20 protein-coding genes and 1 pseudogene are annotated in these 19970 nt (G+C 61.2%); 11 read left to right on the forward strand and 10 right to left on the reverse strand.

Translation table 11 applies throughout. From position 1 onward, the window contains the following. Nucleotides 1-2: 2 nt before the first annotated feature. Nucleotides 3-107 (reverse strand): annotated as a pseudogene (locus BLL38_RS10640) (type II toxin-antitoxin system HigB family toxin); the annotation flags it as partial. 191 nt (nucleotides 108-298) lie between these two features. Here BLL38_RS10640 and BLL38_RS10645 point away from each other — a divergent pair. The 3 genes from BLL38_RS10645 to BLL38_RS10655 all read left to right on the forward strand — a co-directional run bounded on the left by BLL38_RS10645 (nucleotide 299) and on the right by BLL38_RS10655 (nucleotide 1518). Further along, nucleotides 299-481, forward strand: coding sequence for a type II toxin-antitoxin system HicA family toxin (locus BLL38_RS10645; protein WP_076962537.1), 183 nt, complete (start codon nucleotides 299-301; stop codon nucleotides 479-481). Nucleotides 482-504: 23 nt separating this feature from the next. Beyond that, a complete protein-coding gene (locus tag BLL38_RS10650) occupies nucleotides 505-915 on the forward strand; it encodes a type II toxin-antitoxin system HicB family antitoxin (RefSeq protein ID WP_076962538.1) in 411 nt (136 codons plus the stop codon). A gap of 102 nt (nucleotides 916-1017) precedes the next feature. Continuing rightward, nucleotides 1018-1518, forward strand: coding sequence for a methylated-DNA--[protein]-cysteine S-methyltransferase (locus BLL38_RS10655; RefSeq protein WP_076962539.1), 501 nt, complete (start codon nucleotides 1018-1020; stop codon nucleotides 1516-1518). A gap of 220 nt (nucleotides 1519-1738) precedes the next feature. Here BLL38_RS10655 and BLL38_RS10660 read toward each other — a convergent pair whose 3' ends face one another. From BLL38_RS10660 to BLL38_RS10670, 3 genes are all read right to left on the reverse strand, one after another. Beyond that, nucleotides 1739-2266 (reverse strand): DUF4142 domain-containing protein, encoded by a 528-nt coding sequence (locus BLL38_RS10660; RefSeq protein WP_076962540.1) that lies wholly within the window; start codon nucleotides 2264-2266, stop codon nucleotides 1739-1741. 118 nt (nucleotides 2267-2384) lie between these two features. Beyond that, on the reverse strand, nucleotides 2385-3026 hold the full coding sequence (locus BLL38_RS10665) for a LysE family translocator (RefSeq protein ID WP_076962541.1): 642 nt from the start codon (nucleotides 3024-3026) through the stop codon (nucleotides 2385-2387). A gap of 67 nt (nucleotides 3027-3093) precedes the next feature. Then, nucleotides 3094-4011, reverse strand: a complete 918-nt coding sequence (locus BLL38_RS10670; protein ID WP_413469189.1) for a LysR family transcriptional regulator — start codon at nucleotides 4009-4011, stop codon at nucleotides 3094-3096. A gap of 77 nt (nucleotides 4012-4088) precedes the next feature. Between BLL38_RS10670 and BLL38_RS10675 the strand changes: the two genes are divergently transcribed. Beyond that, the gene (locus tag BLL38_RS10675) at nucleotides 4089-4604 is read left to right on the forward strand and encodes a DMT family transporter (protein WP_076962543.1); all 516 of its coding nucleotides are present in this window, start codon (nucleotides 4089-4091) and stop codon (nucleotides 4602-4604) included. Between the two features lie 74 nt (nucleotides 4605-4678). Here BLL38_RS10675 and yiaY read toward each other — a convergent pair whose 3' ends face one another. Continuing rightward, nucleotides 4679-5827 carry an L-threonine dehydrogenase gene (gene yiaY / locus BLL38_RS10680; protein WP_076962544.1) on the reverse strand — a complete coding sequence of 383 codons (1149 nt, stop codon included), beginning with the start codon at nucleotides 5825-5827 and terminating at the stop codon, nucleotides 4679-4681. Between the two features lie 126 nt (nucleotides 5828-5953). On the opposite strand from yiaY, the gene BLL38_RS10685 reads away from it, so the two are divergent. Beyond that, nucleotides 5954-6970 carry a DUF4917 family protein gene (locus BLL38_RS10685; RefSeq protein WP_076962545.1) on the forward strand — a complete coding sequence of 339 codons (1017 nt, stop codon included), beginning with the start codon at nucleotides 5954-5956 and terminating at the stop codon, nucleotides 6968-6970. Between the two features lie 53 nt (nucleotides 6971-7023). On the opposite strand, the gene BLL38_RS10690 is transcribed toward BLL38_RS10685, so the two are convergent. After that, entirely contained in the window at nucleotides 7024-7551 is a 528-nt protein-coding gene (locus tag BLL38_RS10690) for a helix-turn-helix domain-containing protein (RefSeq protein WP_076962546.1), read from the reverse strand. Nucleotides 7552-7706: 155 nt separating this feature from the next. Here BLL38_RS10690 and BLL38_RS10695 point away from each other — a divergent pair, with 155 nt between their 5' ends. The 5 genes from BLL38_RS10695 to BLL38_RS10715 all read left to right on the forward strand — a co-directional run bounded on the left by BLL38_RS10695 (nucleotide 7707) and on the right by BLL38_RS10715 (nucleotide 13807). After that, nucleotides 7707-8489, forward strand: coding sequence for an aldolase (locus BLL38_RS10695; protein ID WP_076962547.1), 783 nt, complete (start codon nucleotides 7707-7709; stop codon nucleotides 8487-8489). Between the two features lie 24 nt (nucleotides 8490-8513). Continuing rightward, the gene (locus tag BLL38_RS10700; protein ID WP_076962548.1) at nucleotides 8514-9401 is read left to right on the forward strand and encodes a dihydrodipicolinate synthase family protein; all 888 of its coding nucleotides are present in this window, start codon (nucleotides 8514-8516) and stop codon (nucleotides 9399-9401) included. 215 nt (nucleotides 9402-9616) lie between these two features. After that, entirely contained in the window at nucleotides 9617-10156 is a 540-nt protein-coding gene (locus tag BLL38_RS10705) for an RNA polymerase sigma factor (RefSeq protein ID WP_076962549.1), read from the forward strand. Continuing rightward, a complete protein-coding gene (locus BLL38_RS10710; RefSeq protein WP_076962550.1) occupies nucleotides 10153-11121 on the forward strand; it encodes a FecR family protein in 969 nt (322 codons plus the stop codon). The genes BLL38_RS10705 and BLL38_RS10710 overlap by 4 nt, the downstream gene beginning before the upstream one ends. A gap of 118 nt (nucleotides 11122-11239) precedes the next feature. Further along, on the forward strand, nucleotides 11240-13807 hold the full coding sequence (locus BLL38_RS10715; RefSeq protein ID WP_076962551.1) for a TonB-dependent receptor: 2568 nt from the start codon (nucleotides 11240-11242) through the stop codon (nucleotides 13805-13807). A 76-nt stretch (nucleotides 13808-13883) separates the two neighbouring features. Here the strand turns inward: BLL38_RS10715 and BLL38_RS10720 are convergent, their stop codons facing one another. The 4 genes from BLL38_RS10720 to BLL38_RS10735 form a co-directional block, all read right to left on the reverse strand. Beyond that, nucleotides 13884-15101 (reverse strand): class I SAM-dependent methyltransferase, encoded by a 1218-nt coding sequence (locus tag BLL38_RS10720; protein ID WP_076962552.1) that lies wholly within the window; start codon nucleotides 15099-15101, stop codon nucleotides 13884-13886. Between the two features lie 144 nt (nucleotides 15102-15245). Next, on the reverse strand, nucleotides 15246-15863 hold the full coding sequence (locus BLL38_RS10725; protein WP_076962553.1) for a TPM domain-containing protein: 618 nt from the start codon (nucleotides 15861-15863) through the stop codon (nucleotides 15246-15248). Between the two features lie 28 nt (nucleotides 15864-15891). Then, a complete protein-coding gene (locus BLL38_RS10730; protein ID WP_076962554.1) occupies nucleotides 15892-16614 on the reverse strand; it encodes a TPM domain-containing protein in 723 nt (240 codons plus the stop codon). Beyond that, nucleotides 16614-17222 carry a LemA family protein gene (locus tag BLL38_RS10735; protein WP_029297013.1) on the reverse strand — a complete coding sequence of 203 codons (609 nt, stop codon included), beginning with the start codon at nucleotides 17220-17222 and terminating at the stop codon, nucleotides 16614-16616. The genes BLL38_RS10730 and BLL38_RS10735 overlap by 1 nt, the downstream gene beginning before the upstream one ends. A 256-nt stretch (nucleotides 17223-17478) precedes the next feature. Here BLL38_RS10735 and bglX point away from each other — a divergent pair, with 256 nt between their 5' ends. Then, nucleotides 17479-19773 (forward strand): beta-glucosidase BglX, encoded by a 2295-nt coding sequence (gene bglX, locus BLL38_RS10740; RefSeq protein ID WP_076962555.1) that lies wholly within the window; start codon nucleotides 17479-17481, stop codon nucleotides 19771-19773. Nucleotides 19774-19970 lie beyond the last annotated feature (197 nt).

Consider the following 19970-nt stretch of genomic DNA (forward strand, 5'->3'; position numbering starts at 1 on the left):
GGTTACTCCATTTCAACAGCATCTGCGTCAACGGCGGCGTACTGCTTATGTGTGCCGACAAATTTGATAGAGAGCGCGCCGTAGCGGTAGGCCACAGCGACCACTACAGAACACCGAGGCCTCTTGTGGGAGTCCTAGCAGGTTTAGCCCAGTAAAACCTCGCAATACCTGCGTCCTGCAGCCTCGCCCCGTGCTCATACACTGCTTGCACCACCTGCCCTGTTTTGTTGGTGGGTAGAGTGTTGATAATTTTAATTTAGTGGTTATAGTCACTACCAACACACCACAAGGAGGTGATGTGGATAGCCGATACTTGATAGGCCATATCGTCGCAGATGGCTGGTACCTGGTGCGCGTCAGGGGCAGTCATCATCACTTCAAGCATCCCACCAAGCCCGGGCTGGTGACCATTCCCCATCCCCGCAAAGACCTGCTGGACAAGACCGCCAAGAGTATTTTGAAACAGGCCCTGCTCAGTTAAAAAGTCCGTGGAGGACAACGCACATGCTGTATCCAATTGCAATTTCAACCGGCGACGACCACCACGCCTGGGGCGTAGAAGTCCCCGACATCCCTGGTTGCTTCTCTGCCGGCGATGATCTGGACGACGCCATGGCCATGGCGCGGGAGGCCATAGAAGGTCATTTCGAGCTTCTGGCGGAGGACGGTGCGCCGATTCCCAGCGCGCAAAAGGTCACGCTCCACGCGGCCAACCCCCTGTACGCCGGCTGCACCTGGGCGGTGGTGGATATTGATGTGACCAAATACCTGGGCAAGGCGCAAAAACTCAACATCACGCTGCCTGGCTATTTGCTCAACCGCATCGATGAGTATGTGCTGCATCACCCAGAAGAAAAAAGCCGCTCGGGGTTTCTCGCTTCGGCTGCGCTGAAGGTGTTGCAACAAGAACGGTAATACCGCCGAATTTGACCGCAAGAAACGTAGTTCACCCCAAGGCGATGAGCGCTAAAGTGCTGCCCTACCCGGTCAATGATCCACCCAACAAGGAGCCCGCTCATGCCGTGTGAATATAAACTCATGCCCTCTCCCGTCGGCGAACTGACCCTGGTTTCCCGCAATGGCAAGCTCGCCGCCATCTTGTGGGAAACCGAGCGCGCTAACCGTGTGCGCCTGGGCGAGTTGGTAGAGGTCAACCACAGCCCGGTGCTGTTGGAGGCCGAACGCCAGTTGAACGAGTATTTTGCCGGTACCCGCGACCGCTTCGAGCTGGAACTGGACTTTGCCGGCACCGAGTTCCAGAAAAAAGTCTGGGCCGCACTGTTGACCATCCCTTTCGGTGAAACCCGCACCTACAGCCAGATCGCCCAGCAGATCGGCAACCCGAAAGCCGTGCGGGCGGTAGGCGCGGCGAACGGGCGCAATCCCATTTCAATCATCGCCCCCTGCCATCGGGTGATTGGTGCGTCGGGCGGGCTGACCGGGTTTGCCGGTGGGCTTGAAGCCAAGCAGTATTTGCTGAGCCTGGAAGATGGCGAGGCCTCACGGTCGCTGTTTTGATGACCCCGTAAATGGTGGGCCCACCTCTTCATCGGGATTGGGCCCAAGAGATGTAAAAAGAAATCTCAACATGCCGCCACGGTCACACTCTATACATTCGCATCGCCTGGGCTGTTGGAGAAAGTTCTGCGTGATGACGTGCACCACCAGGCGCAGAGCGCGGAGAAAATCTGTGCCCCCCCTCAAACCCCAACCGCCGTGTTCATGAAAGGGCCAGCGCTCAACCGTCGCCGTTACGGCTCTTGCCATAAGACGAAGCCAGCGCCCGGGCTTTTTCCAGGCGGGTTTCCAGCTTGGGCAGGGTTTCGTCGACCAGCGCCTTGATTTCGGGGATGTCCGACGCTGCACCTTCCTGCTTGAACAGCGCAATGGCCTCTTCGTTGGCCTTGACCTGCTGGGCGGTGTAGGCGGCGTCGAAGGAGTCACCGTCGGTCAGCTGCGGCATCAGGGTTTCGGCCTGGTCGGCGATCTGCTCGCGTGGCGCCACCGGCAGGTCGAGTTTTTTCGCAATGGCCGCCAAATGCTGATTGGCCAGGGTGCGTTCATTGATGACCTCGATGGTGTAGTCCTTGATTTCCTGGGACGAGGTCTTGGCGTGGGCCATGCGGCTGGTTTCGATATCGGCCATGCCCTTGGCCGAGGCTTGCTCGATGAATTCGGCCGGCCCTTGGGCCAAGGCATTGCTGGCGCCGAGGCCCAGCAGCATCGCGAAAGTGGCGGTGCGTAACCGGATAGCCATGCGGCTCATGATGGGTTCCTCCAGGTCATAAATACAGGCCGGGGAACGAGCCCCGCCCTGAATCTGAATTTTCAGGGCGGCAAAGGTTTAGAAAAAACTTGCCAGTGCGACGAACGGTCGTCGTCGCTCAGGTCGTTTTACTGCCCAGCAAGCCTGGCAACGCATGGGCCAAAGCATTGATGGCAAAGCCGATAAACATCACGCCACACAGCTTGGTGATCAGTACTTCATGGCGCTGATACACGGTACGCACTTGGCGGGCGCCGACGATGCCGATCAAGATGGCATAGGCCAGCAGGCCACCGACAAAGCTCAAGACAATCAGCCACGGCAACATGCCCCAGGTCAGCAATTCGGCCCGGCTCGACAGCAGCGCAGTGAACGTGGCCACGGCCACCGGGTACGCCTTGGGGTTGGTCAGGCCAAACAGGATGCCGTGCCAGAACGGCTGGCGCGCCGCACCCTGAGGCGCGTCACCGCTGCGGCTACGGCTGCGGATAGCGCGGATGCCCAGCCAAAACAGATACAGGGCACTGAGCACACCCAGCACATCAAATGCACTGCTGCCGATTTCCCGTGCACCGACAATCGCCACCAACGCGGTGCTGCACCACACCACATCGCCCAATAGGTGCCCGCACAGAAAACCCGCGCCGGCCCGACGCCCGCGCGCTGCACCGATGCCAAATACCGCCAGCACCCCGGGGCCCGGCGTAATGCCATAGATAAAGCCCGAGGCAATCACGGCAAACAGCAATGATGAAGTCATGGGTAACACGCTCTGACAAAAAAGGAGGGGCGCGTCGATTGTGCACAATCCACCCGGCACTGCAATGCTAGGCCACGGGTTTGGCCAACACGTCTTGCACTTGAGCGATCAACCACTGCAAGGCGCCATCCCCAGCGCGGCGTTTATGCCAGGCCAAGACAAAACCGAAGGACGGGATATAAAACGGCGGCGGCACCACCAGCAGGTGCCGGGGATCGATATTGAGCAGCCCTTGTGAAGACACGGTGAGAATCAGGTCGGTGCCCTGGATCAACTGCGGCGCGATGCCCCAATGCGGCAGGCTGATCGCCACATGGCGCCGCTCACGGATCGCGGTCAGGGCCCGTTCGATTTCCGGGGTGCCACTGCCGCGCATTTCCAACAGCACATGGGGCCGCGCCAGGTAGGTGGGCAAGTCGAGCACGCCACCTGGGGGCAAGCTGTCGCGGTCGACCAGGCAGGCATAGTGCTCCTCGAACAACGGTGTGCTGCGCAGCTCGGCCGGCAGGTCGGGAAACACCCCGGCCGCCAGATCGATCTCGCCACTGAGCACCCCTTCCTGCATACCTTCGCGACTGGCGTGGGAGATGACCAGGTCAATCCCCGGCGCCTGCTCGCGCAGCGCCCTCGCCAGCCCGGGCAACAGCAGCGCCGCGCCGTAATCGGACATGGCCAGGCGAAACGTGCGCCTGGCCGACGCCGGGTCGAAACGGTTCGGCGCCAGCAACGACTGCACCTGGGCCAACGCATCGGCCAGCGGCGCCGCCAGCTCCAATGCGCGAGCGGTGGCAACCAGGCCGCCCCCCTGGCGCACCAACAACGGGTCGTCCAGCAGGTCACGCAAGCGTGCCAGCGCATGGCTGACCGCCGGCTGGCTCAGATGCAGACGCTCGGCGGCGCGGGTGACGTGCTGCTCGCTGAGCAAGGCGTCAAGGATCACCAACAGGTTGAGGTCGATGCGGCGCAGATCATTCATAGCATGCATGTTCAACATAAGAACTTGGCATTTAAATCTGCGCGACGAATACCGTACAGTCCAGCAAAACCTTTGGGAGATGGATCATGAGTACGTTGCATTGGCTGGGCTTGTTACTGTTGGCGGTGCTTGCCGGGGCGGTGGTGCCGTTTCAAAGCGCGATCAATGCCAACCTCGGGCGCGGCCTCGGGCATCCGTTGTGGGCAACCCTGGCTTCGCTGCTGGTGAGTATCCTGGTGTTGTTGCCGGTGATCCTGGCGTTACGGTTGCCGCTGCCCAGCCTCGGTTTTATCAGCAAGGCACCGCTGTGGATGTGGACCGGAGGGGCATTCGGCGTGTGTTTTATCTCCCTGGCCCTGGTGCTTTTGCCCAAACTCGGGGCATCGGGGTTTATCGCCCTGGCCATGACTGGGCAAATCCTCGCCTCGTTGTTGCTCGATCACTTTGGCTTGTTTGGCTTGTTTGGCTTGGTGGAGCGACAACTGACCGCCCCCCGCCTGCTCGGGGTACTGATGCTGATCGCAGGGGTGGCGTTGATTCAGTTCAGCGCCGCGCCCGCCAAGGCTCTGCTTGGAACTACGGTGGCAAGCAGAGGGTTATAAGTTTTTAGCTACAAGCTGCAAGCCAGAAGCTTGTAGCTTGTAGCTTGTAGCTTGTAGCTTAACTACCAGCTTTCTCAAAACGCGCTACGGAAAATCTCCTCGATCTGGCGCTGATCCGCCCGCCGTGGGTTGGTCAGGCCGCAGGCATCCTTGAGGGCGTTGGTGGCCAGCAGCGGGATGTCTTGCAGCTTGGCCCCCAGTTCACGCAGGCCGGCCGGGATGTCGACATCCTGGGACAGGCAACGGATCGCCGCGATGGCTGCCTGGGCGCCCTCTTCGGGGCTGGTGTGTTTATCGGTCACGCCCAGGGCACGGCCAACGTCGCTCAGGCGCGCTGCGCTGACGCTGGCGTTGAAGCTTTGCACGTGGGGCAGCAGCACCGCGTTGCACACGCCGTGGGGCAGGTCGTAGAGGCCGCCCAATTGGTGGGCCATGGCGTGGACAAACCCCAGGGAGGCGTTGTTGAAGGCCATGCCGGCGAGAAATTGCGCATAAGCCATGTTTTCCCGGGCCGCCATATCGCTGCCGTCGCGCACAGCCAGGCGCAGGTTGGCGCTGATCAATTCGATCGCCTTGATTGCGCACGCGTCGGTGATCGGGTTGGCCGCCGTGGACACATAGGCTTCGATGGCGTGGGTCAGCGCGTCCATGCCGGTGGCGGCGGTCAGGCCCTTGGGCATGGCGACCATCAGTGCCGGGTCATTGACCGACAACAGCGGCGTGACGTTGCGGTCGACGATGGCCATTTTCACGTGGCGGGTTTCGTCGGTGATGATGCAAAAACGCGTCATTTCGCTGGCAGTGCCGGCCGTGGTGTTGATCGCCACCAGGGGCAGTTGCGGCTTGCTCGATTGGTCCACCCCTTCGTAGTCGCCGATATGCCCGCCATTGGTGGCACACAGGGCGATGCCCTTGGCGCAGTCATGGGGCGAGCCGCCGCCCAGGGACACCACGAAATCGCAGGCACTTTGCTGCAACAACGCCAGGCCGTTCTCGACGTTCTCTACATTGGGGTTGGGTTTGGCGCCGTCGTAGATCACCGAATCGATATCCTGCATCGCCAGTTTCTCGGCAATCATGCTGGCCACGCCCGCCTTGGCCAGGCCGGCGTCGGTGACAATCAGCGCCTTGCGAAAACCGTAGTTGCGGATGGCGCTCATGGCTTCGTCGAGGCAGTCGATGCCCATGATGTTGACGGCGGGAATGAAGAACGTGCTGCTCATGGTGAATCCTCGGGGATACGTTGATGCCTACAGCATCGACCCCACTCGCCTGCGGCATCTTGACCAAGATCAACGCCCGCCCGTGATAAAGTCACCGCCCAGCCGTTTTTGAGTAGACCCGCCGCAATGAAGGATTTGCAGGATATCGACGCCACCCTTGAAGACTGGAACGCACTGCGCAACAGCATCGCCTTCGACGCCATCCTGATCGGCAACGGTGCCAGCCGCGCGGTGTGGCAAGACTTTGCCTACGACTCGCTGTTTGAAAACGCACGCACCGTGGAAGAAAAGCCCTTGAGCGCTTCCGAATTGAGCGTGTTTGACGCCATGCAGACCCGCAGCTTCGAGCAGGTGTTGGGCGCCCTGAAAACCACCAGCCGGGTCAACAAGGCCCTGGCCGTCAGCTCCGCCGCGCCGCGCAATCGCTATTACGCGATCAAGGAAGCGCTGATCAATACCATCCACACCGTGCATATCCCGTGGCGCCTGGTGCAACCGTCGACCCTGACCACGATCAATCAGGAACTGGCGCGCTACCGCACGGTGTTCACCAGTAATTACGACCTGCTCAACTATTGGTCGACCCTGCACACGCCGGGCATCGACGACCTGTTTCGTGGCGCTGAATCACGCTTTGACTTGCGCGATACCACCACCGCCGCGACGCGCATTCTCTACCTGCACGGCGGCCTGCACCTGGTGCGCAACCTGGATGGCTCAGCGCGTAAATTGCCGTCCACCGACAGCACCCTGCTCAGCAGTTTTGCCATCAATCACACCCTCAAGACCCTCGACGATGTGCCGCTGTTTATCAACGAAGGCCCCAGCAGCGAGAAGCTCAAGAGCATTCGCAGTTCGGATTACCTGTCGTTCTGCTATGAACAGTTGCTGGGGCAGGAAGGCGCGCTGTGCATTTTCGGCCAGCACCTGAGCGAACAGGATGGACACTTGGTGGAAGCGATTCGCCGGTCGCAGATCAAGACCCTGGCGATCTCGATATTTGGCCGCAGCGACGGGTTTATCCAGCAGCAAAAGCGTCGGTATGCCGCGCTGTTCGAGGGGATCGAGGTGGAACTGCGGTTTTTTGCCGCGCGCAGCCATGCCCTCGGCAACCCGGCGCTGGCGGTGCCGGTCGAACACTGATCCCGTTAACGAAGGCGATCAGATGTGGGAGCTGGCTTGCCCCACACCCAGGCCTAGTCTTCGGCGCTGTGCACCACCACCAGCAACTGCGCCTGCACCTCGCCCACCGAACGGATCCGGTGGGGCTTTTGTGCATTGAAGTGCAACGCATCGCCGCGCTCCAGCAAGACCCTTTCGTTCATGAAGTCCACTTCCACCTGGCCTTCATGCACAAACAGAAACTCCTCCCCCAAGTGCTCCTTGAAGGTCTTGTCGCTGAATTGCACCGGCGGGTAGATGATGAACGGCAGCAGGCTGCGCTCGCTGACCTGATGGGCCAGCACCGCATACCCCGGCGACGTGTCAGGCCGCTCGTGGCTGCGCACCAGGCTGTAGCTGTCGAGGCTGATGTTGTCTTCGCTGAACAACTCCTCGACCTTGACGTTCAACGCCTTGGCCAGTTTCAGCGCGGCGGCGATAGAGGGCGTGTTCAGGCCGCGCTCGACCTTGGACAGGTAACTCTTGGTCATGCCGGATTTGCCGGCCAATGATTCCAAGGTGATTCCGAGTTTTTTTCTCAATAATTTCAAACGGATAGACATGCGCGGCGATTATTCCAAGCAGAGGACGATGATTTTTACTTGCCAATGACACATTGTGTCATATAGCCTCTCTAGTGTCATTTGCAGACCCAACGACCTTGCGAGCAGCGGGAACCAGCAAATCGACGTCCATTGAACACCCAGAGGACACCGATATGGCCAAGACATTAGCACTCCCGAAAGAACAACTGGTCAAGCAAGCGCTGACCCAGATGCAAAGTACCCTGGCGGATAATACGTGGACCGACCGGCAAAAGCTGGCCCTGACCTGCCGCATTCTGTTCGAGAACGGGCACGACTCGGGCCTGGCCGGGCAGATTACCGCCCGTGGCCCGCAGCCTGGCACCTACTACACCCAGCAACTGGGCCTGGGTTTCGATGAAATCACCGCCAGCAACCTGCTGCTGGTCAACGAAGACCTGGAAGTGTTGGAAGGCCATGGCATGCCCAACCCAGCCAACCGTTTCCACAGCTGGGTCTACCGTGGCCGGCCGGATGTGAACTGCATCATTCACACCCACCCGACCCACATTGCTGCCTTGTCGATGCTGGAAGTCCCGCTGGAAGTGTCACACATGGACCTGTGCCCGCTGTATGAAGACTGCGCATTCCTCGAAGCCTGGCCGGGCGTACCGGTGGGTAACGAAGAAGGCGAGACCATCACCACTGCCCTGGGCGACAAGCGCGCCATCCTGCTGTCCCACCACGGCCAGCTGTCCACCGGAAGCACTATCGAAGAAGCCTGCGTGATCGCGCAATTGATCGAACGGGCGGCCAAACTGCAATTGCTGGCCATGGCCGCCGGTACCGTCAAGCCGATCCTGCCGCAGTTGGGACGCGAGGCCCATGACTGGATCTCCAAGCCCAAGCGCCACGGCGCCGCGTTCAACTACTACGCTCGGCAGAACCTGCGCCAACACGCCGATTGCCTGAACTGAAGCCTTTTTCGACCGGAGTTATCCATGTCCAGCCCTACTATTCACGGCATCATCGGCTACACCATCACCCCCTTCAGCGCCGACGGCAGCTCCCTTGACCTCGACGCCCTGGGCCGCTCCATCGACCGCTTGATCGACAGCGGCGTCCATGCCATCTCACCGTTGGGCAGCACCGGTGAAGGCGCTTACCTGAGCGATGCCGAGTGGGACGAAGTCAGCGCCTACAGCATCCACAGGGTTGCCAAGCGCGTGCCGACCATTGTCAGCGTGTCCGATCTGACCACTGCCAAGGCCGTGCGCCGCGCACGCTTTGCCGAAGCCGAAGGCGCCGATGTAGTGATGGTGCTGCCGACGTCGTACTGGAAGCTCACCGAAGCGCAGATCCTTGCGCACTACGGGGCCATCGGCGATAGCGTCGGCGTGCCGATCATGCTCTACAACAACCCGGCCACCAGCGGCACGGACATGTCGGTGGAGTTGATCCTGCGCATCGTCAACAGCGTTGATAACGTGACGATGGTCAAGGAAAGCACCGGTGACATCCAGCGCATGCACCAACTGTATCGCCAGGGTGAAGGCCAGGTGCCGTTCTACAACGGCTGCAACCCGCTGGCCCTGGAAGCCTTCGCCGCCGGTGCCAAGGGTTGGTGCACCGCTGCGCCGAACGTGATCCCGCAACTCAACCTGGACCTGTACCAGGCGGTGCTGGCCAACGACCTGAACCGCGCACGCGAACTGTTCTATCGGCAGTTGCCGGTGCTGGACTTCATCCTCAAGGGTGGCTTGCCGGCGACGATCAAGGCCGGTTTACGCATGACCGGGCTGGAGGTGGGTGATCCGCGGTTGCCGGTGTTCCCACTGGACATGGCCGGCCAGGCACAGTTGCAGAAGCTGCTGACCTTGCTGCGCTAAACACCATCCGGTGTAGAGGTAGGCTTGTGTGGGAGCGGGCTTGCTCGCGATAGCGGTGGATCAGCCAATCATTGGGTGACTGACACACCGCCATCGCGAGCAAGCCCGCTCCCACATTGGATTGCATGGGCCTTTAAATTTACGAAGACAAATAGAAATAATTCTCGATATCATTCGCGACTTTTCTGCAGCGCGCTGCGTCAAGAAGGATATCCATGTCTCGTTTCAAGCCCGACCCGTTGTCGGCCGACGCCTTTCGCGGGTTTTATGCAGATATCCTGCATTACTTGCGCAAACGCACGGACAACGCCAACGACGCGGCGGACATGACCCAGGATGTGTTTACCCAATGGCTGGACTACCGCGACCGGGCCAGGGTCGAACAGCCACGGGCCTTTTTGTTTCAGATGGCACGCAACCTGTTGCGTGATCATTGGCGCAAACAGAAGGTGCGCCACAGCGTCCATCATGACCCGGCCCACTGGGAGGCCGAGCCTGTCACCGACGAGCAAAACGACCCCATGGCCGCTGCTCAACGCCTCCAACGCCTGGAACAGTTGAAAGAAGTCCTCGCCGAACTCTCGCCCCGCAGGCGAGAAGCCCTTATGCTGCATCGCTTCGAGGGCCTGAGCCAGGCGCAGATCGCCGAGCGCATGGGCATTTCGATCAGCATGGTGGAAAAGCACATCGCCTTTGCCCTGCTGCACTGCAAGCAGCGACTTCAAAAAGACCCGGGCAAGGAGCAGCCAGAATGACCCGATTGAGCAACCGCGACGGCCATGCACTGGATGAGCACGAGACCATCGATGCCCAGGCTGCCAGTTGGTTTGCGCGCAATCGCAACGACGCCACCGCGCAGGAACGCAAGGCCTTCGCTGCCTGGCACGCCGTGCCGGCCCATGCACGCGCCTACGCCGAATTCGAGCAGCTGTGGGCCGACCTTGGCGAGCTACAGCAACTGAACAAACCCGTGCCCTTACCCACGCGCAAGCCCGCGCCCTGGCGCCCGGCGCTGGCAGTGGCGGCCGCGCTGGTCTGCGCCTTGCTCGCCAGCAACCTCGGCGCCCCGCGCGGGCTCTACCACACCGAGGTCGCGGCACAGGACAAAGGCATGCGCACCCTGGACCTGCCGGACGGCAGCACCTTGTACGTCAACGCCAGTACGCGGCTGCGGGTGGAGTTCGATGCCCACCAGCGCGTCATCCATCTGGACCAGGGCCAACTGTACCTGGAAGTCGCGCCCGACCCGGAACGGCCACTGTTTGTGCGCGCCGGCGAGGCCAGCGTGCGCGTGGTGGGCACCGGGTTCGATATGCGCCGCAGCCAGCAGCAACTGGTGGTCAGCGTGGCCCACGGCAAGGTCGCGTTTGAACCCGACCGTAAAACCGCCGCCACCCTGCTGGGCGCCCAACAACGCGCCACCTACAGCTACGCCAAGGGCTCCGTGCAACAGCAGGCCTTGGCGGCGGGCGAGGTGGCCGACTGGCGCAGCGGGCACTTGTCCTTTCGCAATCGCGAACTGGCCAGCCTGCTGGATGAGCTGAGCCTGTACCGGCCCAAGGCCGTGGTGCTGGCCGATGGCCCGGTGGCGCAGTTGAAGGTTTCCGGCAATCTCGATGTGAATGACCCGGATGCGCTGCTCAACGCCCTGCCGGCCTTGTTGCCGGTGAAAACCGTGCCCCTGGCCGACGGCAGGATCCGCATCGAAGCGCGCAAATAGCACCACTTGAGAATATTTTGCATTCGCATGTGAGGATTTTTTTTCCTGCCGCGTCTTCCTCCGGTCTGCGTTTGATACGCATGCCTTTTTTGGCTATTTAGCCGCCTTGGGGGATTTCATGTTTCGCGCGCCTTGCCTTGCCCAGCACCTGTTTGTTCGACCGACACTCATCGCCGCCTGCCTGGCCGTCAGCCTCACGGCCCAGGCCGAGTCGTTCAAATTGCAACTGCCGGCCCAACCCTTGGCCACGTCCCTGAGCCAGGTGGCACAACAGGCGAAAATCCAGCTGCTGTTCGATGAAGACCTGCTGAAAAATATCCAGGCACCCGCGCTCAACGGTGATTTCACCCCCGAAGTGGCGATCCGCAGCCTGCTCAAAAGCGGTGCGTTCACCCTGATCAAAGTGGGCAGCACCTATGTCGTGCGCCCCGAGGAAAGCCGCACCACCAACAGCGCCAGCGTGCAGTTGGACGCCTTGAGCGTGATCGGCACCGGTAACCAGGTCGACGCCAGCACCGTCGGCCGCTCCACCCTGTCCCAGGCCGATATCGACCGCCTGCAGCCCAACAACATCGCCAGCCTGGTGCAGACGCTGCCGGGGGTGACCATGGGCGGTTCGATGAAACCCGGTGGGCAGATCATCAATATTCGCGGCATGGGCGAGGCCGAAGACGTGCCGATGACCGTCGATGGCGCGACCAAAAGCGGTTTCGAGCGCTATCAGCAGGGCACCGTGTTTATCGAGCCCGAGATGATCAAGAACGTCGAGGTGGAAAAAGGCCCGCACTCGGCCTTCACCGGCAACGGCGGGTTTGGCGGTACGGTCAACATGGTCACCAAGGATGCGCCGGACCTGCTCAAGGACGGGCGCAACAGCGGGGCGATGCTCAAGTACGGGTATGCCAGCAACGACCACGAACAGGTCTACACCGGCGCCGTCTATGGCCGCACCGATGACGGGCGCATCGACGCCCTGGCCTACCTGACCCAGCGCGACGGCGGCGACATGAAGCTGGCCGCAGCGCGCGACTATGACAGCAAGGAATACCCGATCAACCCGCAGCGCCTGCCCAACAGCGCCCAGGATGTGGACGGTCAACTGTTCAAACTGAACATGTACCTGACCGATGAGCACAGCCTCGGGTTCTCCTACTCCCGGGCCAACAGCGAACGCTGGACGCCCTTCTCGGCCAGAAGCTATCCAGCGCCACCGCGCCAGACCGACATCGACCGCTATGGCTACGACGCTGCCGTCAGACGCTTCCTGGCCAACCGCCACACCGTCGATACCACCTGGTCGGGCAAGTACGAATACCAGCCCCTGGATAACCCGCTGATCGACATGAAGCTCAGCTACTCGGAGTCCAATACCGACCAGACCGACGAGCGCGACGCCACGGCCGTCGTCGGTTTATCCACCGGCGGGCGCAAGATGGACACCGCCTACACCGACAAAATCCTGGAGCTGCGCAACATCAGCCGCTTCAACAGCGGCCCGCTGGACCATGCCCTGACCACCGGCGTGCAGATCCGCAAGCACATCCGCGACACTGAAAGCTGGATGCCCGGCGCGAGATACGACACGCCCCTGTACAACTACGGGCATTTCCAGCCGGCGTTCATGCCCCACGGCAAGGTCGACACCAACGCCTTCTACCTCCAGGACGCGGTCACCCTGGGCGACGTGACCATCACCCCGTCCCTGCGCTATGACCATGTGCTCAACCGTGGCAAAGCCAACGATGCGCCGTACTACAGCAACCCCGACCCGGCCTACGGCCATGACTACGGTGACCGCACCTATGCCGGCTGGTCGCCGCGCCTGGCAGCGTTCTGGAGAATCACACCGGATGTGGCGGTGTTCGCCAACTGGAGCCGCACCTGGCGCGCGCCGGTGATCGACGAGCAATACGAAGTCCAGGGCCTGGGCAGCCGCACCGCCACCAGCCGCAACCTCGACCCGGAACGCATCACCGCCATTACCGTGGGTAACGTCACCAGCTTCGCCAACGTGATGGCCAGGGGCGATAGCCTGCAACTGCGCACCACGTTGTTCCACAACAAGATCGAGGACGAGATCTTCAAGGCCACCGGCCTCGGCTGCCAGCAACAGAACTACATGGACGGCTCCATCGCCAAGCTCTGCACCGACATGGCCTCGAAGACCAATTACCGCAACGTCGGCAGCATGACCATCAAGGGCTTCGAGCTCGAAGGCTACTACGACTCGACCTATCTGTTCGGCTCCCTGAGCTACTCGTGGGCCACCGGCAAACGCGAAAACCCCTACACCAACCCATGGGCGACCGACATCCACGTCTGGGCCCGGGACATTCCACCGGCCAAGTGGGTCGCCATGCTGGGCACCAAGATTCCCGCGTGGGACGCACAAGTGGGCTGGCAAGGCCAGTTCGTGCGCAAGACCGATCGCCTGCCCAGCGACAAATATTCAAGCGGCCTGAACAGCAACTTTGGCGACAGTTTCTACGACCAGTACCCCAACGACAGCTACGACACCCAGGGCCTGTTCGCCAAATGGACGCCGCAACAGGCGTACCTCAAGGGCACCGAAGTCAACTTCACGGTCGACAACCTGTTCAACCGCAGCTACATGCCAGCCTTGAGCGGCGACAGCGCCAGCAGCGTCGGGCGCAACGCCAAGATCAGCGTGACCCGGTTCTTCTAACCCCCCGGCATGGCACCAGCGGCGCGGCCGGTGCCCTCTCCCAAGGTCAATGCAATCTAATGTGGAAGCGCACTATTCAGGCTAGGTAGCCGTCAGCGCGCAACAAGGTCTCCAGGCAGTGCTCGCTGATCTGGTAGAACGCCTTCAACTCACGGATCTTTTCCAGCAACTGCGCGTTATCCGCAGGCTCGGCGCGCTTGACCGCCAAAATCATCTTGTTCTTGTTGGTATGGTCCAGGGAGATGAACTCAAAGACTTTGGTCTCGTACCCGCAGGCCTCCAGGAACAACGCACGCAAGCTGTCGGTGACCATCTCGGCCTGCTGGCCCAGGTGCAGGCCGTATTGCAACATTGGTTTGAGCAGCGCCGGGCTCTGGATCTGCAAGCGGATCTGTTTGTGGCAGCACGGCGAGCACATGATGATCGACGCCCCGGAACGGATGCCGGTGTGGATCGCGTAGTCGGTGGCAATGTCGCAAGCATGCAGGGCGATCATCACGTCCAGCTCGCTGGGCGCCACGCTGCGCACGTCACCGCACTTGAACACTAGCCCCGGGTGTTCCAGGCGGGCGGCGGCGTTGTTGCACAGGGTCACCATGTCTTCGCGCAGCTCCACGCCCGTCACCTGGCCTTCGGCCTTGAGGGTGTTGCGCAGGTAGTCGTGGATGGCGAATGTCAGGTAACCCTTGCCCGAGCCAAAATCCGCGACCCGCACTGGCCGGTCCAGTTGCAGGGGGGACGAGGTCAGCGCATGGCTGAATACTTCGATGAACTTGTTGATCTGCTTCCACTTGCGCGACATCGCCGGGATCAGCTCGTGCTTGGCATTGGTCACGCCCAGGTCGGCGAGAAATGGCCGGCCAAGGTCGAGGAAGCGGTTTTTCTCACGGTTGTGCTCGGCCGAGGGTGCTTCACGCAACTGCTGGGGTTTGCTTTTGAACAGCGAGCTTTTGTTTTTCTTGCTGTATTCCAGCTGTGCTTCGTCGGTCAACGACAGCAGGTGGGCGTTCTTGAACGAGGCCGGCAACAGCGCGGCAATCGCCGCGATACCGTCGTCTACGGAGAAGTTCTTGGTGATATCACGGGTTTTGTAGCGATAGACGAAGGACAGGCACGCCTGCTCCTTGACCGTCAGCGGCTTGATGATCAGGCGTTGCAGATCCGCCTCGTCGCCCACGTACTTGGCCAGCACCAGCTTGATAAAGGCGTTCTGCTCAAGGCTTGCGCGCAGCAGCTCGATGAACTGGGCGTGATGATCCGGCGCGGGGCTGGCAGGTTTAGCGGTGACAGACATGAACAAAAACGCCTCGGGCAGGGAATGCCGGGCATTTTAGGGGGGATGGGGCGCCAGGGCACGGAGTTATTTGCCCAACGGTCGGCGCCATTCAAAATGTCGCGTGTGTGGGGGCTGGCTTGTGTGGGAGCCAGCCCCCACAGGTTATTTCAGGACGACCAGGCGGTTGGGCAGTTCATTGCGTGTGTGGGTCTGCGGCACATGCACCTTGAGCAGTTCGCCACAGGCCTCAATGCAGGTGATAAACCCGGTCAACGTCTGCCCCTGCTTCACCTGCTGGGTAAACGTCTTGACGATGGCATCCCAACTGCTGTCATCCAGCCGTTTGGAAATACCGTCGTCCACCAGGATCTCCACGTAGCGCTCGGCCTCGCTGACAAAAATCAGCACCCCGGTGCTGCCCAGGGTGTGGTGCAGGTTTTGCTCCAGGAACTGCCGGCGCGCCAGGTTCGATGCGCGCCAATGCCGCACCGAACGCGGGATCAGGCGGGTGGTGATGGCCGGCAAACGAAACACCAGGCACAGCACAATAAAGGTCGCCCATTGCGCCAGCAGCAAGGTGTGCATGGTCAGCCAGCCCGACAGGTAATGCACGATCCCCGGCACCACCAACGCCACCACACTGGCCCACAGCAGCGGGATGTAGGCGTAGTCGTCGGCGCGGGCGGCGAGTACGGTCACCAGTTCGGCGTCGGTCTGTTGCTCGACCCTGGCGATCGCTTCGGCCACCTGGCGCTGCTCGTGTTCAGTCAGTAAAGCCATGGTTGTAGATGCTCTTTAGTTATTGTCATTACCAGCCACCTGAAGCCCCGCCGCCGCCAAAACCACCGCCGCCGCCTCGGAAACCGCCTCCACCGCCGCCACCGCCACGCCCGCTGCTGCTGAGAATCGCCAGCAGGATGGCGCCCACCGGCAGGCCCATGCGGTTGCACAGCCACAACACCACCAGCAACAGAATGAACAGGCCGATGGAGAACACCGGGTTGTCCTTGGCAAAATTGGGGTCGGCCACATGGGCCGGCACCGCCAGCGGTTCGCCGCCGACCACCTGCACCATCGCCGCCACGCCGTCGCTGATGCCCTGGGTGAAATTGCCCGCCTTGAACTTGGGCGCAATCACCTGATTGATGATCACCCACGACTGTGCATCCGTGAGCACACCTTCCAGGCCGTAGCCCACTTCGATGCGCAACTGGCGCTCGTCCCGGGCCACGATCAGCAACGCGCCGTTGTCCTTGCCCTGCTGCCCGATGCCCCACTGCCGGCCCAGTTGATAACCGAAGTCTTCAATGGGCAGGCCTTGCAGGTCAGGCACGGTGACCACCACCACCTGGGCGCCGGTGGTCTGCTCCAGCGTCTGCAATTGCTGGCTCAGTTGCGCCCGCACCGGCGGGTCGATCATTTGTGCGTTATCGACCACCCGCCCGGTCAGCGCCGGAAAGTCCGGTGCTGCCTGGGCCGTCAGGCAAAAAGACAGCAGCCACGCCGCCAGCCACCAAACGCGCTGGCCCATCAGAACTTCACTTGCGGCGCTTTATCGGCATCGGCACTGGTGGCCTCGAAGTTGGCGCGCACCGGCAAGTCGCTGTACATCACGCTGTGCCACAGGCGGCCAGGGAAGGTACGGATCTCGGTGTTGAAGGCCTGCACGGCGGCGATAAAGTCGCGACGGGCCACACTGATACGGTTTTCGGTGCCTTCGAGCTGCGATTGCAGGGCCAGGAAGTTCTGGTTGGCCTTCAGGTCCGGGTAGCGCTCGGACACCACCATCAGGCGGCTGAGGGCGCCGCTCAGGCCTTCCTGGGCCTGCTGGAACTGCTTGAGTTTTTCCGGGTTGTCGAGGGTGCTGGCATCGACCTGGATCGAGGTGGCCTTGGCCCGCGCTTCGATCACGGCGGTGAGGGTGTCCTGCTCATGGGCCGCATAGCCCTTGACCACTTCCACCAGGTTGGGGATCAGGTCGGCACGCCGTTGATACTGGTTCTGCACCTGGGCCCAGGCCGCCTTGACCTGCTCGTCCAGGGTCGGGATCTTGTTGATGCCGCAACCACTGAGCACGCTGCTGATCAGTAGCAGGGCCGCGGCTTTCCAGCCCCATCGAATAGTCTGTGCTGCTTGCATGGTGTGTCTCCTGACCAACCTTATGGAATTTAACGACTGACCCCTATACATCACGCGCCTGGGGCATAATCCGCCACTACTGGATTACAGCGAGCCAATCAGCTAAAAGATGCCCTTCTTTATGGATAGTTCATAAAGAGCCCGCAAGTGTGCGGTATTTATCCACACAACACCCGAACAACAATAGTCGCTCCCCACATTTTGGCCGAGCAGTGTTTTACCTGAACGCTGCGCAGTACGCCGAAAAAGGATATTCATGAAAAAGCTGTGTTTGCTGGGCCTTGTTGCCACTCTGGCCAGTCACTCCGTCGTTGCCGAGACCAAGCCCGCTGCGCTTAAGGACAAGGACGCGTTCGTCAGCGACCTGCTCGGGCAAATGACCCTGGATGAAAAGATCGGCCAATTGCGCCTGATCAGCATCGGCCCGGAAATGCCCCGGGAGATGATCCGCAAGGAAATCGCCGCCGGGCGCATTGGTGGCACGTTCAACTCCATCACCCGCCCGGAAAACCGTCCGATGCAGGACGCGGCCATGCGCAGCCGCCTGAAGATCCCGATGTTCTTCGCCTATGACGTGATCCACGGCCACCGCACCATCTTCCCGATCAGCCTGGCCCTGGCGTCGAGCTGGGACATGGACGCCATTGGCCGCTCCGGGCGCATTGCCGCCAAGGAAGCCGCTGCCGATAGCCTCGACCTCACCTTTGCGCCAATGGTCGATATTTCCCGCGACGCGCGCTGGGGTCGGACCTCCGAAGGCTTTGGCGAAGACACCTACCTGGTGTCGCGCATCAGCGAAGTGATGGTCAAGGCCTTCCAGGGCCCGAGCCCGGCCCAGGCCGACAGCATCATGGCCAGCGTCAAGCACTTCGCCCTGTACGGCGCGGTGGAAGGCGGGCGCGACTACAACGTGGTCGACATGAGCCCGGTCAAGATGTACCAGGACTACCTGCCGCCCTACCACGCGGCAATCAAGGCCGGTGCTGGCGGGGTGATGGTGGCGTTGAACTCGATCAACGGCGTGCCCGCCACCGCCAACACCTGGCTGATGAACGACCTGCTGCGTAAAGAGTGGGGCTTCAAGGGCCTGACGGTGAGCGACCACGGCGCGATCTTCGAGCTGATCAAGCACGGCGTGGCCAAGGACGGTCGCGAAGCGGCCAAGCTGGCGATCAAGGCCGGCATCGACATGAGCATGAACGACCAGCTCTACGGCAAGGAACTGCCAGGGCTGCTGAAATCCGGCGAAATCGAGCAGAGCGACATCGACAACGCGGTGCGTGAAGTGCTGGGTGCCAAGTACGACATGGGCCTGTTTGCCGACCCGTACCTGCGTATCGGCAAGGCCGAGGATGATCCGGCCGACACCTATGCCGAAAGCCGCCTGCACCGCAGCGAAGCCCGCGATATCGCGCGGCGCAGCCTGGTGTTGCTGAAAAACCACAACGACACCCTGCCCCTGAAGAAATCCGCGACCATCGCCCTGGTCGGCCCGCTGGCCAAGGCCCCGATCGACATGATGGGCAGTTGGGCCGCCGCCGGCAAACCTGCGCAGTCGGTGACCCTGCTGGACGGCATGAACGCGGTGATCGGCGAAAAAGGCCAGGTGATCTACGCCCGTGGCGCCAACATCACCGGCGACAAGGCGGTGGTGGACTACCTGAACTTCCTCAACTTCGATGCCCCGGAAGTGGTGGATGACCCGCGTTCGGCCCAGGCGCTGATCGACGAAGCGGTCAAGGCCGCGAACAGCGCCGATGTGGTGGTGGCGGCCGTGGGCGAGTCCCGTGGCATGTCCCATGAATCTTCGAGCCGTACCGACCTGAACATCCCGCAAAGCCAGCGCGACCTGATCAAGGCCTTGAAAGCCACGGGCAAACCGCTGGTGCTGGTGTTGATGAACGGCCGGCCACTGTCGATCCTCGAAGAGCACCAGCAAGCCGACGCGATCCTGGAAACCTGGTTCGCCGGCACCGAAGGCGGCAACGCGATTGCCGATGTGCTGTTCGGTGACTACAACCCGTCGGGCAAGCTGCCAATCACCTTCCCACGCTCCGTAGGGCAGATTCCGACCTACTACAACCACCTGACCATTGGCCGGCCGTTCACCCCGGGCAAACCAGGCAACTACACCTCGCAGTACTTCGACGACACCACCGGCCCCCTGTATCCGTTCGGTTATGGCCTGAGCTACACCCGCTTCAGCCTGTCGGACATGGCGCTGTCGTCCACCACCCTGAACAAGACCGGCAAGCTCGACGCCAGCGTCACCCTGAAAAACACCGGCAAGCTTGACGGTGAAACCGTGGTGCAGCTGTACATCCAGGACGTGGCCGGCTCGATGATCCGCCCGATCAAGGAGCTGAAGAACTTCCAGAAGATCCTGCTCAAGGCCGGTGAATCGAAGGTGGTGCACTTCAGCATTAGCGAGGATGACCTGAAGTTCTACAATACCCAGCTCAAGTTCGCCGCCGAGCCGGGCGAGTTCAATGTGCAGATCGGCCTGGATTCCCAGGATGTGCAGCAGCAGAGCTTTGAATTGCTGGAATAGTTAGTCGTAAGCTGCAAGTTGCAAGCGAAAACAACTCGCTTTTAACTTGCAGCTTGCAGCCCCCGCGTTTACCGGCTCTTCGCATTTAAGGGTGTAGCTGATTTCTAAACCCTCCTGACTTCAGCAAGCACCTGGCTATGTAATTGGTTAAATTTCTAAAGCCCAAGGCGGTACCTCGTAAGTGCTCAAGTCGCCCG

The sequence above is a fragment of the Pseudomonas gessardii genome (assembly GCF_001983165.1).
GTDB lineage: Bacteria > Pseudomonadota > Gammaproteobacteria > Pseudomonadales > Pseudomonadaceae > Aquipseudomonas > Aquipseudomonas gessardii.